The 12264-nt window shown below is 48.0% G+C and carries 12 protein-coding genes; 5 read left to right on the top strand and 7 right to left on the bottom strand.

What is annotated here, in order from left to right:
* Positions 1-157: 157 nt before the first annotated feature.
* Positions 158-904 (top strand): class I SAM-dependent methyltransferase, encoded by a 747-nt coding sequence (locus LHUE1_RS06720; RefSeq protein WP_049170012.1) that lies wholly within the window; start codon positions 158-160, stop codon positions 902-904.
* A gap of 135 nt (positions 905-1039) precedes the next feature.
* On the opposite strand, the gene LHUE1_RS06715 is transcribed toward LHUE1_RS06720, so the two are convergent.
* Positions 1040-2587: an ABC-F family ATP-binding cassette domain-containing protein gene (locus LHUE1_RS06715; protein WP_049170010.1), complete on the bottom strand. Its 1548-nt coding sequence runs from the start codon at positions 2585-2587 to the stop codon at positions 1040-1042.
* A 426-nt stretch (positions 2588-3013) separates the two neighbouring features.
* On the opposite strand from LHUE1_RS06715, the gene LHUE1_RS06710 reads away from it, so the two are divergent.
* Together LHUE1_RS06710 and lepB are read left to right on the top strand one after the other, a co-directional pair.
* Positions 3014-3949: an ADP-ribosylglycohydrolase family protein gene (locus tag LHUE1_RS06710; protein ID WP_277848363.1), complete on the top strand. Its 936-nt coding sequence runs from the start codon at positions 3014-3016 to the stop codon at positions 3947-3949.
* A 72-nt stretch (positions 3950-4021) separates the two neighbouring features.
* Positions 4022-4621: a signal peptidase I gene (lepB, locus tag LHUE1_RS06705; protein WP_010489740.1), complete on the top strand. Its 600-nt coding sequence runs from the start codon at positions 4022-4024 to the stop codon at positions 4619-4621.
* A gap of 139 nt (positions 4622-4760) precedes the next feature.
* Here lepB and zwf read toward each other — a convergent pair whose 3' ends face one another.
* Both zwf and LHUE1_RS06695 read right to left on the bottom strand, forming a co-directional pair.
* Complete coding sequence (zwf, locus tag LHUE1_RS06700) at positions 4761-6248, bottom strand: glucose-6-phosphate dehydrogenase (protein WP_279280288.1); 1488 nt, start codon at positions 6246-6248, stop codon at positions 4761-4763.
* Positions 6249-6266: 18 nt separating this feature from the next.
* Positions 6267-6839, bottom strand: a complete 573-nt coding sequence (locus LHUE1_RS06695; RefSeq protein ID WP_277848288.1) for a nitroreductase family protein — start codon at positions 6837-6839, stop codon at positions 6267-6269.
* Between the two features lie 275 nt (positions 6840-7114).
* Between LHUE1_RS06695 and LHUE1_RS06690 the strand changes: the two genes are divergently transcribed.
* Positions 7115-7471 carry a winged helix-turn-helix transcriptional regulator gene (locus tag LHUE1_RS06690; protein ID WP_217774425.1) on the top strand — a complete coding sequence of 119 codons (357 nt, stop codon included), beginning with the start codon at positions 7115-7117 and terminating at the stop codon, positions 7469-7471.
* 156 nt (positions 7472-7627) lie between these two features.
* Here LHUE1_RS06690 and LHUE1_RS06685 read toward each other — a convergent pair whose 3' ends face one another.
* The 4 genes from LHUE1_RS06685 to LHUE1_RS06670 all read right to left on the bottom strand — a co-directional run bounded on the left by LHUE1_RS06685 (position 7628) and on the right by LHUE1_RS06670 (position 10448).
* Positions 7628-7960 (bottom strand): hypothetical protein, encoded by a 333-nt coding sequence (locus LHUE1_RS06685; protein ID WP_049170449.1) that lies wholly within the window; start codon positions 7958-7960, stop codon positions 7628-7630.
* Positions 7961-8042: 82 nt separating this feature from the next.
* A complete protein-coding gene (locus LHUE1_RS06680; RefSeq protein ID WP_049170446.1) occupies positions 8043-8804 on the bottom strand; it encodes a DUF975 family protein in 762 nt (253 codons plus the stop codon).
* A gap of 18 nt (positions 8805-8822) precedes the next feature.
* Positions 8823-9605, bottom strand: a complete 783-nt coding sequence (locus LHUE1_RS06675) for a glycosyltransferase family 2 protein (RefSeq protein ID WP_049170444.1) — start codon at positions 9603-9605, stop codon at positions 8823-8825.
* An 84-nt stretch (positions 9606-9689) separates the two neighbouring features.
* On the bottom strand, positions 9690-10448 hold the full coding sequence (locus LHUE1_RS06670; RefSeq protein ID WP_010489757.1) for a DeoR/GlpR family DNA-binding transcription regulator: 759 nt from the start codon (positions 10446-10448) through the stop codon (positions 9690-9692).
* Between the two features lie 673 nt (positions 10449-11121).
* Between LHUE1_RS06670 and LHUE1_RS06665 the strand changes: the two genes are divergently transcribed.
* Positions 11122-11805: a hydrolase gene (locus LHUE1_RS06665; protein ID WP_049170464.1), complete on the top strand. Its 684-nt coding sequence runs from the start codon at positions 11122-11124 to the stop codon at positions 11803-11805.
* Positions 11806-12264: the final 459 nt, after the last annotated feature.

Below are 12264 nucleotides of genomic sequence, written 5' to 3'. Positions count from 1 at the left end.
AGAATATCAAATTGGCAATCCTTTGTCAACATCTTTTTTTAAATCGCTGTGCGGTTTAAACTATTTTGATGACTGACAACTCGTAATATACTACGCAGGTTCTCCGTTTAAGTCAACTACTTTTTCAAAAAAATTTTCAGAGGGGAAATATCTTTTCATGAAAGAAGATCGGGCCTTTTGGAATCAATTCGCCGAGGACTACGCCGCGGCCGAGAAAGCGTCACGTTTGCCAATTGCTCGAGATGTCACCGCATGGCTGCTCGCTGAAGGGCTGCTGCCGACTAAGTCACTCGTTGACCTTGCTGCCGGGACCGGCCGCTATGCCGCTCGCTTCGCCGCGCATGTCCAACAACTGACGTTAATCGACTGGTCTTCTGCCATGCTGGCTTATGCAAGGCAACAGCTAACAGCCAATTCGACTACATCGGTCAACTTCATAACCGCCGATTGGCATCAGCTCGAAACGCTGCCTGCTGCCGATCTTATTTTTGTTAGCCAGTTGCCCACGCTGGAGGCCAATGAACTGTCATTGTTAACCGACTGGGCTAATCAAAGCGTTGTGTTGAACTTTCAAAGCGAACAGTCTGACGCTTTGATGGATCGCGCGCTAACTTATTTAGGCCAAACCGTGCCGGTCGCTTATCAGGCAGACCCTAGTCGCGTTGCCAGCTATGAGCGCTGGTTACGTGCCCACCACATTCCGTTCAAATCGCATACGCTGACTTATCATCTTGAGGAGCAGACAACGATTAGCGATCTTTTGCCTGAGCTAACCGTGCCCCTGGGTGTAAAGGCGGCCAGCCAGCTTTCCAAGGCGCTGACTGGAAACGAAAATGCCCACATGCCAGTCACTGATCATCTCACTTATACCTATACGCAACTGGTTTGGCATTCGGATCATTAGCAATTCAACATGCCACTGCGCGTTCCAATACGAACTAAACACCAAAAAGAGGCACTGCCGACAATTCCATTTTGTCGGTAGCGCCTTTTTTTCACGAAAATTAGCCTAGTTGATTTGCTTCAGACGGAAATTGAATCACGCCTTAACTTGTAACTGTTCCACGTTAACAACCGTATCCACCCAGGATCGATCATAAAAGCCTGCCTCATGTGAGACGAGCAAGACGGCGCCGGGATATTGTTGTAGTCCGGTGCGCAATGCGTTCTTGGTGTCATCGTCCAAATGGTTGGTTGGCTCATCCACAATCAGAATATTGGTGGTCTGCAACATGAGCTCTGCCAATTTGACTTTGGCTTGTTCGCCTCCGGACAGCATGGTTAACGGATTATTGGCCTCTTCACTTGTCAAAGCAGTTCGCGACAGCACCTGGCGGACAACTTTTTGGGTTAACGCCGGGAAACGTTGCTGCAAATACTGAACCGGACTTTGCTTAGGCTGATCCCAATGTAGTTCCTGCTCGTAATACCCAAAGACCACGTTGTCGGCAATTTCGACACTGCCGCTAATGGCCGGAATTAACCCAAGGATCGTTTTTAATAACGTCGATTTACCGACCCCATTAAACCCTTCAAACGCAATGATCTGATCTTTTGCAACTGAAAAATTGATTGGCTGCAACAATGGTTGATCATAGCCAACAACCAAGTTATTCACATCGACCAAAATCTGCCGATTCACTGGCAGGTAAGGAAACGCCAAGTGGGCTTTAGAACGAGTTCCCGGTGGCGTCAATTTATCCATGCGGGCCAGTTGCTTTTCCCGACTTTTAGCCATTGTGGCGCGCGTCCCGGCCTTGAACTTGCGAATGAATGCTTCGGTTTTCTTGATCGTTTCCTGCTGTTTGGCAAATGCCTTCAGGTAAGTTTCGTGATCGGCTTCCTTTTGGCGCATGGCCTGTTTCAAAGTGCCGGTGTATTTCGTGATCTGGCCGAACTCAATATCCAAAACCGCGTTGGTCACATTTTCGAGGAAATCAAAATCGTGAGAAATAACAATAAAGGCTCCTTCGAAGTTCTGGAGCCAGTCGGTCAGCCATTCAATGTGCGACACGTCCAGGTAATTGGTCGGTTCATCGAGTAGGAGCATGTCCGGTTTTTCAAGCAGTAATTTTGCCAAAATCAATTTTGAGCGCTGCCCACCAGAAAGCGCGTCAACCGGATGATCCATCCCCATGGCAGTGATGCCTAAACCTTCCGCCACAGTTTGAATCGTGGTTTCGAGTTCATAAAAATCGCCAGCTTCCAGTTCCTGCTGCAGCTCGCCAGCTTTTGTCAACAGCGCATCGTCCGGGTTTGTCGCATAATCTGCGTAAATCTCATTCATTTTGGCTTCTTTGCGATAAAGTTCCTCAAAGGCTGTACGCAAAAATTCGATCACGGTTTGGCCAGGCACCAAGTTCGCGTATTGGTCTAAGTACCCGACGTGTAGGTGTTTTTGCCAGACGATTTTACCGGCATCCGGCGTCAAGGCTCCCGTTAAAATCTTGATTAACGTACTTTTGCCAACCCCATTTTGGCCAATCACGCCAAGATGGTCCTCGATGTTCACCTGAAAGCTGGCATCTTGATATAACACTTTATCTAAAAACCGTTGTGACAACCCGGTTACGGTTAAAACACTCATGCGTTCTCCTTAATCTATGAACCGTCATTGATCCAACTAAAATGCCGGCAGCACCTTTTGCTCATTGCAGGGCATCTTGCCAAATGGATCAACTTTTTCCTGAAATCCAAGCATCACGGGCACACTCAATCGTGCTTACCGCGACGTGCTTGGCTGCCTTGCTAGCCGTACACCAAAGCCTTAATCAAACAATTGGCAGGCTGGCTTTCTGAAAATAGCTACTGCTTGCTAGGCTATCACAGCCACTGTTGTTTTACAACGAGGCAAATCTTTTGCAATTTCTTCTTTTCTAGGGAAATAATAACTTCATGTCTATGATTAATCGGTGCTGCCCATGACGCATCTCGCTGGCAAACATAGCGTCCGCTGATGCTGTGCCTGCGACATGCATAATGGGCGCTTTCTTATATAAGGAGGAGACAAATAATGGGCATCATGGAATCACGTTTGATTCACGCCACAGTCGGCTTTGCTATCGGTGATGCTTTGGGACTGCCGGTCAAGGGCCAAACGCAGGCTGAGTTAGCCGCTTCGCCGGTGACTGGGATGAAGGGCTATGGCACGTTTAATCAGCCAGCCGGCACTTACTCAGATGAGACAGGCCTCACCCTGGCCGGTCTGGATGCGTTGCAGCATGGGTTCGACCAGGATGCACTGGTCAATGCCTACCAAGCTTGGTTCAAAAACGGCGAGTACGCACCCTACGGAAAAAGAAATCCTGATATTTGGCCGAGTATCGAAACGACCTTGACGACGGGAAAAGCCACAGCGGCGCCTAACGAACCAGGGGCTTTGATTCGCACATTGCCCTTTGCCTTCTTTGCTTACCAAACTTTTGACACCAAGCTATTCGAAAAGGCAGAAGGCAGCCGACTATTTCAAAATTTCGTCACGCTCACCAATCTGGATCCTGAAAATATGATCGCTGCTGCCGTTTATACCCAAATTGCAATTGAACTACTTGCCGATGCCCCTGACTTACCCACGGCGATCACCACTGGCATCAACAAAACCGGCGCGTACTTTGCTGATCAGCCAACTTATCAACCTGCTTTTGCCGCCTTTAACACACAATTCGAGGCTCAGACGCCAGACGGCACTGCCACAGATCCACTAAGTTTACTGGCCCGAACCTTACACGCACTCCAAACCTGGCCGGATTATCACGATGCGGTTTTAAATGCGCTCATGCTCGGCGGTGCGACTGATACCGCGGCCGCGTTGACCGGCGGCTTAGCAGGCTTGGCCTATGGTTACACAAGCCTGCCGCATCGCTGGTGCTTGATGCTAGCTGAATACGCCCAGATTGTTGATCTATGTCGGCAAGCAGAAAAAAGCGGCTTTTTCCCGAAGTATGATTGAAAGACGAACTTTCTAGTCGTGGATAGAACGCTTGTGGTAGACTAAGGTTAATCTGTACCGGAAGGTGTCATTTTGAAAAATAACAATCAATCCGCCTTAAGAACGATCCTTGAGTTTCTGCTTCTTTTCGTCGTTATTTTCTTCGCGTCCCAGCTGCTGATGCGTTACGTCTTAAGCAAAGATGTGGTGCAGGGCACGTCAATGCAACCGACATTGGAGAATAATGAACGGTTATATTCCGTTCGGATCAAGAAACCTAAACGCAACGATATTGTCGTGATCAATGCGCCTGATCGGCCAAAGTCGCTTTACATCAAGCGGGTTATCGGGATGCCAGGCGATACGGTGAGTTCCAAAAACGACAAACTGTATGTTAATGGCAAGGCAATTGCCGAACCCTATTTGAATCATAAGTTTTCACGTGATGAAATTAATAAATGGGCCAGTCAACAGGGACTGGATCCGTCCAGTATTAAGTTCACCAATGATTTCAATATCAAGACACTTTCGTCAACCAAATCAGCCAAAGTCCCCGCCGGAAAATATTTCGTCATGGGCGACAATCGTTTGGTTTCCCACGACAGTCGTGATTTTGGCTTTGTTGATAAGTCCAAGATTCAATCAGTCGTTGTTTGGCGGTATTGGCCGCTAAATCGGATGAAGATTTTCTGATACACGCTATTTCCTAATTAAAAAACATCGTCAGACCCTAAGCTGGGCTTGACGATGTTTTTTAGTTTAGGTGCACTTCCCAGCAATTCGTTAAATCGGAATCAAAGCTATTAATGCCTTCCACCTCTTAATAGCCATCTTAATCAGCCATTTGAACACGATGCGGTTGCCAGAACCATTCGCGACCGTCGCGCGACAACAAATCAAACGCTGCCTCTGGTCCCATGGTTGCGGCCGGATACGTTGGCATGTTCGGTTCTTGTGACCAGGCTGCCTGAATGGCGTCAATGAGGTGCCACGAAGCCGACAATTCGGACCAATGGGTAAAATTGGTCTGATCGCCTTCCAACACGTTGTTGATCAACCGTTCATAAGCCTCTGGTGCTGCAGCCGCTGCCTTTGGATCATGACGGTAACGCAATTCATCCGGTTCAATGGTGAGGCCAGTTCCCAACGCCTTGCCGTTTAGCTGTAACGAATAGCCTTCACTTGGCTCGATATAAATGGTCAAGGTGTCCGGTTTGCTGTCGGCGGATTGGCCGAACAACGGCGCAGCGACTGGCTTGAAGGTCAGTGTCAGCTGCGTCGATTTGCGCGTCAAACGCTTGCCGGTGCGAATATAAATCGGAACGCCTTGCCACTGCGGCATATCCAACATAATTTTTCCGGCCACAAATGTCGCGGTTTGTGAATCAGCCGCCACGCCTTCTTCCTCACGGTATCCGCGAACGGCTTTCCCATCGACTTCAGCGCCGACGTACTGGGCGCGGACAAAATTGGCTTTCGCGGTTGCCAGATCATAGGGCTTCAACGCCGCGAACACTTTATCCTTTTCCGCCAAAATATCATTGGTGGTAAAGGACTTCGGCTTGTCCATGGTGAGATAAGACAGCACCTGCATCACGTGGTTTTGCACCATGTCCCGCAGTGCACCAGCCTTTTCATAATAGCCGGCCCGTTCCTCAACACCGACCGCTTCTGCCAACGTAATTTGAATGTTGTCGATATACTTCTTATTCCAGATGCCTTCAAAAATCGTATTGTCAAACCGAAACGCCAAAGGATTCTGAATCATCTCTTTGCCTAAGTAATGATCAATCCGGAAGATCTGATCATCGTCAAACGTTGCCGTTAACGAGTCATTCAGTTCTTTGGCGCTGGCGTAGTCATGGCCAAACGGTTTTTCGATAATGAGCCGATTAAACCCGACATCTGTCAACAAATGTTCGGACTTGAGATGGCTGGCAATGGTTTCGAAGAAGTCCGGTGCCATCGCCATGTAAAAGACCCGGTTGCCACCCGTCGCAAACTGATCATCCAACTTAGCCGCCAGATTTTTTAGCGTGATGTAATGATCCGCATCGGTGACATCATGGCTTTGATAAAAGAAATGTTGGGCAAACGCGTGTGCTTGCGCCGGCTCCGGGTTAAGCCCGGCAATCGCGGTTTCAACCACCTCATGGTAATGTTCATCGCTCCATGGTCGTCGGGCAGTCCCGATCACGGCAAAATGTCCAGCCAACACGCCGCGGCGATAAAGATTAAATAATGCGGGATATAGTTTACGCGAAGCTAGATCCCCTGATCCTCCAAAAATAATGATCACAGCGCGTGATTCTTCTGGCATGTATGCGCCCCTGCTTTCTCAAACAGCCTTATGTTGAAATACCACAAAGCGTTTCTCCCGCGGTAAATAAGACTTTTCCCCCGCAGGCGCCTCAATGGATCCGAATGGCATTTCAGCCCGGAGCACCCATTCGGCGGGGACTGCAAAAGCTTCGCGTACTTGCTCGTCAATCAAAGGATTATAGTGTTGTAAACTGGCACCGATATTATTCAAAGCAAGCGCGACCCAGACCGCCTGTTGCGCCCCTCCCTGAGCTTGTTCAGCCCAATCTTGAAAGTTGTCGCGGTAAAGTGGATAATCCTTCTCTTCTTGCCGGACTGTTGCACTGTCTTCAAAAAACAAAATGGTTCCAAATGCAGCCTTAAAACTATTTAGTTTCTTCAACGTTGCTTGGTAAGCCTCATCTGATGGAACCTCTGAGCGCAAACGTTCAGCTGTCAGGTCCCATAAGTGTTCGTGATGCTCATCAAAGAGAAAAATCGCTTTCACTGTCTGGCCATTAAAGGCCGTTGGTGATTCAATGATGGCATCTTGCGCTATCTTGACAATATCATTCGTCGGCGTCGTGACCGATCTGCCCAGTTGGTAAATCGACCGCCGTTTTTTTTAAAGCAGCTACAATTTGATTGTTAAACATTTTATAACCTCCGTGTGCTTATCCATTCGTTAATGACCTATCCCGGGATCGCAGGGACAAAAGGAAGCGTCTGCCGATAGTCGCTACCGAAGCTGATAATTCGCCAAACGATCAATCAGTTTTTTTGTCTGACCCCCTGTTGTCCTTGCAAACATTATGATACGATTAGCACTATATTAATGTAAGTGAGAAAAATGTAAGTCATTTTAACTCGAAGGAAGTCCTCTCTATGGCACGCGAAGTTTATGATTGCGCTGACGGTTGTCCCGTCCAAAGCACGGTCCAATTCATTTCCGGAAAATGGAAGAGCGTCATTTTATATCATCTTTTGAGAGGTGACGCGACACGTTTTAGCACGCTTAATCGCGCGATCCCATCCGTTACCGAACGAATGTTGGCACTGCAGCTGGCACAACTGGAAGCTGATCATCTTATCGTGAAAAAAATAGGTACCGTTAGTGACAACCGTTCGATGGAATACAGCTTAACTTCATTTGGGCGATCCTTAACACCGGTTATTGAAGCCATGGCCGCTTGGGGATCCGCCTTCAACGATCACAAGATTGAGGCAAGCGACAACGTCTAAGGTTTCTGTTGAATCCTTCTTTATTTCCGTTAATTGAAAACTGACGCAGCAAATCGTCAACACCAAAAAGGACGAATGAGATTTCCCACACAATGTGGAAATCCATTCGTCCTTCATTTTGTTTTCGCACAGTCAGTCGCTACGACTCACTCATGCTCACTGCGTTTTAATGCCGTGCTGGTCAATCAGCCGGCGCAACTTGCTTTGAACTGTCAGCATCGTCATTCTATCTGACTGCTTGAACGCATCGACATAACTAGACGCATCGGTCGTGATGGTTGCGACTTGCCGACCATCGAGATCGCTAATCATAATCGCATTCCCGTTTAGTTTGGCAGTGAAGTAGCTGCCTTCAAATCCTTCGTCTAGCAGCCACTGTGCCCAGTTTTGAATATTTTCGGCAATTGCCTGGTCAAGCGGCATTTTATCTTTTAAACTGGCCTGCCGCTTTTTGACTTCTGCCAAGGTCATATATGCTTCGGTTTCCATAATAACAGCGCCAACCTTCTTCTTTTAGCACCACGCAATTCCTGACTCCGTCTTCAATCGATGTCAGTATACCCTGCCTGTGCTAAAAGTGCACGTCAGAACCATTGCGGTGCAAGGCCGCCATTTTGTATGCCCGGCGATTTTCGTAGTAATTCGCGTGAACCAGCTGCAAATAAGGATTAATCGCCCAGTCGAAGAGATGGAACGTGGCATTTTCCAACAAATACCAGCCAATCATTGAGAGGTACAAGCCCAGTAAATCTGATTTAAAGCCTTTCATGAGGCGCCACGATCCGATTAATGCCGTGATGGACGAAAACCGTTGATCGGCTTCGTGCCCATCTTTAAAGACCCAAAACGCCTGCCGCCATCCCAGGGCTAACATGATCCCGGGAAAGATCAGGAAAGAAAACCCGATGAGTGTCAGAAAACACATAAAGATCCACAATGAAATGGAACCCCAAAACCATTTACCGTTAAACAGACCTAACACAGCTTGAAGCGGCCGTACACGTTCATGGTTGCGGACGAGATCCAGCACCGCAAAGTTAACACCTTGGGCCAACATCGTCACCACAAGGCTTTGAATGGTATTCACCATGCCGCTGTCATTACTGCTTTGGGCGTAGTAGGCCTGAAAACCGGTCGGATCGGTGAGTACTTTTTCGGCACCGAAGCCTTGCACCACCGCCTGGATCATCAAATAAACGGTAATCGTCGCCGCGGCCTGCAACAAGCTCGGCAACAAATACGCCAGCATAAGATCCCGACGATTCGTTCCCGTCTTCAGTTGTTTCTTGGCTGCTTGTTTCAATTGCGGGAAAGTCATTAAATTTTCTGCCAAAGTCCATGATCCTCCTGATCAATGATCAATTTTAACGGTTTCCTTCTTATTTGCTTTGGCACGGCGGCGTGCGTGGCGCAAAACGCGATGAATGCGCCATAAAGCATACAGTTGTTGGGGAATCGCACCGAAAACGCCCAAGGACTGAGTGGCTGAATCGCGCCGGACCACATGGTGATAAGCCGGATGGCCGGTATATAGGAAATGGTGCGTTGCCATCACGTAAGTTGCCGTAAATAGTTCGTCTTCCATAATGGACATTTGCTCGTCGAAGCGCAACTGCATTCGTTCAATAACGTCACGGCGAAAAACTTTGTTCCATAGATAACCACGAATATAACCCACTGGATGCAGCATCTGCCGAATCAGGCCTTCGCGCGTCAGTTGTTTTGCCTTGCGTAACCCCGATCGTACCGGTTTTGGGTCAGGATCATCCCGGAAAAACGGCATTGCAATGAGATCCCATCCTTGATTCATCATTTTAACGGCATGGGCAATGAAGTCCGGCTCATACCAGTCATCGCCATCCATGAATGCGATCAGCTCACCCCGGGCCTGCGCCAGTCCGCTGTTACGCGCTGCCGAGACGCCTTGGTTAACCGATTTTAAAATAGCATGAATTCGGTTATCCAGCTGGGCAAAATGGCTCACGATCTGCGGTGACCGATCGTCGGAAGCATCATCAATCACAATGATCTGTAAATGGGAATAAGTTTGGGCCAAGAGGCTTTGTAAACCATGCGCCACATATGCCTCAAGGTTATAAACCGGCACAATAATCGTCACAAGCGGCGTTGTCATGACGCCACCTCCTCGTGAATCCGTTGCTGATAGGCTGTTTGCTTAAGTTGAATACGTATCAAATCCTTTTTTGCTAAGTACTGCTCAGCTGCCAACGATGAAATTTGTTTGTGGGGCGAACCAGCGTTTTTGCGGTGCTGATAATTTCTTGTCCGTAATCAGCGTGCTAATCTGTCCAAGTTCCAATCCGCGATAAGGCGCTTCAATCTGGAACTTTTCGGTTTCAGACACTACGACCACCTGACGCGCCGATAACGCTGCTGCTTGTTTAACCTGTGCATCTTCCATATAGGAAAAATACACGCCGTCTTCGGCAATCGCCGTTGCGCCGATAAACGCGGCATCAAAAGCAATCCGGCGCAAAGTTTCCAGCATGGTCGGCTCAAAGAAGAACCGCGCGTGGTGGTCAAGCTTGCCGCCAAAAAGATGTAAGTTAACCTGTTCTTCTACTGAAAGGGCAATGGCATTGTCGAGGCTGTGCGTATAAACCGTGACCGGATGCCGAATGGACTGTGACAATTTCAACAGCGTGGTCGAGTCATCAATGAAATAAACGCCGCCCGGTTTGATCAGCGATAATGCTGCCTTAGCCATTTTCGTCTTTTGGGTCGAAAACCGTTTTAATCGAGCCGAGTAGCTGGGAATACTGTGGCCGAAGTTTAACGATACCAAGCCACCACGGGTTCGGCGGGCAATTCCTTGAGCATCCAAGGCTACAATGTCCCGGCGCGCTGTGTCGCGAGAAACGCCAACTGCTTTCATAATATCGTCAATACTCAGTTCATTACGGACCGCCAGCAGTCTTTTGATCTCCTCAAAACGCTTTTCCCGATACATTGCCACCGCACAAACCTCCCCACTTGTCTCGCCTTATTATACCTGATTCTTGAAAACCGCGTTAAATGACTTTCAAGGAAGAGCGTAAGCGTGGCCGGTTAGAAACCGGAGCATAAGTGGCCTTGGGCGTGATGGCCGGTCTTTGGCCATTGCGACCAAGGTCCTTATGTGCAGGTTTCTGGCCACGCGAACGCGTTTATGGAAGAACATTTACTGTCCAATTATCGATTTTTACAAGTGAATAACCCGCAATTTGGTCTTGACCACCCTCGATAAAAGGTCACGATTTTGACTTTTTAGCCGTGAATTTAGCATATCATTTCCCGATTGCTAAAAGTTTAGGCTCCCATAAATTTTGGAAAAATTCACAAATTGTGGTAGAAAATGGTCGCAAATCATAGAATCTTCAAGGGTTGAACCCACTTTTTCGAAAAATGTTCAGTGATTGTTACGAAAAAATTTAACATTCCGTTTGTTACGTCAGCGTAACAATATTACCAATTTAGCTATTTTTGTAATGATGCTGGTATTTTATTGACACACCACACCTATATACTTCGTTTGTGTTCTCGGGGGAACAAAACGACGGCTATTCAAAATATAGGAGTGAATTTTTATCTTTACTAAGCAAATTAAATTATCGATCATTACGTTACTCAGCGTGGCACCTTTGTTAGGAATGGCAAGCAATCATTCACAAAAGGTTGAAGCGATTGCCGATCATGCCACATCTGATAGTGACAACAGTAAAGTCAGCGCTAAGTCAATTGTGTTAAGCAACGAGGCTAAGGTTGAACAGGCGAATGCATATTCACTGATCAATCCTAAGAATGAAAATACCATCACAGTCGGCACAAATGATATTGCCGAAGCAGCACATCAAATTGCTGATCAAAAAGCGGCTGCTGCCAAGGCTGCCGAAGAACAAGCCGCTGCCGAAAAAGCAGCAGCTGAAAAAGCGGCTGCAGATCAGGCAGCTGCCGAAAAAGCAGCTCAAGAGCAACAGGCTCAGGCACAAGCATCCCAAGCGGCTGCTAACGCTGCTGCGGCAAGTGCAGCATCAACGAGCACTGCACAAACAACCCAGACAACGACCAATAAGGGAACCTTCAAGTTAAGCTTCTACGATCCTGCTGTCCTCGGCTCAAACATGGGATACGATGGCGTTGCTGCCAATCTTTCGGTCTTCCCTAAAGGCACACGTCTGAAGATCACCTTGTCTGATGGTACAGTTTGGTATCGAACCGTTAATGACACCGGTAGTTTTGCGGCAGGCAACCCTAACCAACTGGACGTCGCGATGCCTAACTCCCAGATTCCTTCAGCAGGTGTGATGTCAGCAACCGTTGAAGTTGTTGGCTAATTCATCAGTTCGGTAAACCTCTTCACAAGCCTGAGGAGGTTTTTTTATGCCTTCCAAAAAGTCACTCCCATACATTTCTTACGATTTTAAAATTAAAATTCTTGACATTCACCGATTTCTTTGTAAAATAAGTTTCAATTCAACAAATGTTCAAAAACGATGAGTAGAAGAGTACCCAGGTTGTCAGTGTCAGCGAGTCTCGGTTGGTGGAAAGAGACCTCTGATTGCCTGGTGGAAAGTAGTCTACGAGTTGCCATTGCGACTTCGGGAGTAGTGGCTGGGATTGCGCCCATTACAGCAATCGCGTATCGCCGGGAATCCGGCCGTACGCGGCGAGGCCGCTGACGGTGACGTTGGCGGTAAAGTAAGGTGGTACAGCGTGATCCGCGCCCTTAACAGTTCTGACTGTTAAGGGCGTTTTTTTGATGTGAGCGCGAGCAGGCTTCTACGCCGGGGAGC

Origin of the sequence: Lacticaseibacillus huelsenbergensis, assembly GCF_029726355.1 — a bacterium.
GTDB classification, from domain to species: Bacteria; Bacillota; Bacilli; order Lactobacillales; family Lactobacillaceae; genus Lacticaseibacillus; species Lacticaseibacillus casei.
The sequence above is the reverse complement of the archived record's forward strand: the minus strand, read 5'-3'. Positions and strand labels throughout refer to the sequence as shown.

Excerpts from the sequence above, each read along its gene's own strand:
- LHUE1_RS06720 (WP_049170012.1), top strand. The coding sequence starts at position 158 with ATGAAAGAAGATCGGGCCTTTTGGAATCAATTCGCCGAGGACTACGCC.
- LHUE1_RS06715 (WP_049170010.1), bottom strand. The coding sequence starts at position 2,587 with ATGAGTGTTTTAACCGTAACCGGGTTGTCACAACGGTTTTTAGATAAA.
- LHUE1_RS06710 (WP_277848363.1), top strand. The coding sequence starts at position 3,014 with ATGGGCATCATGGAATCACGTTTGATTCACGCCACAGTCGGCTTTGCT.
- zwf (WP_279280288.1), bottom strand. The coding sequence starts at position 6,248 with ATGCCAGAAGAATCACGCGCTGTGATCATTATTTTTGGAGGATCAGGG.
- LHUE1_RS06690 (WP_217774425.1), top strand. The coding sequence starts at position 7,115 with ATGGCACGCGAAGTTTATGATTGCGCTGACGGTTGTCCCGTCCAAAGC.
- LHUE1_RS06685 (WP_049170449.1), bottom strand. The coding sequence starts at position 7,960 with ATGGAAACCGAAGCATATATGACCTTGGCAGAAGTCAAAAAGCGGCAG.
- LHUE1_RS06675 (WP_049170444.1), bottom strand. The coding sequence starts at position 9,605 with ATGACAACGCCGCTTGTGACGATTATTGTGCCGGTTTATAACCTTGAG.
- LHUE1_RS06665 (WP_049170464.1), top strand. The coding sequence starts at position 11,122 with ATGGCAAGCAATCATTCACAAAAGGTTGAAGCGATTGCCGATCATGCC.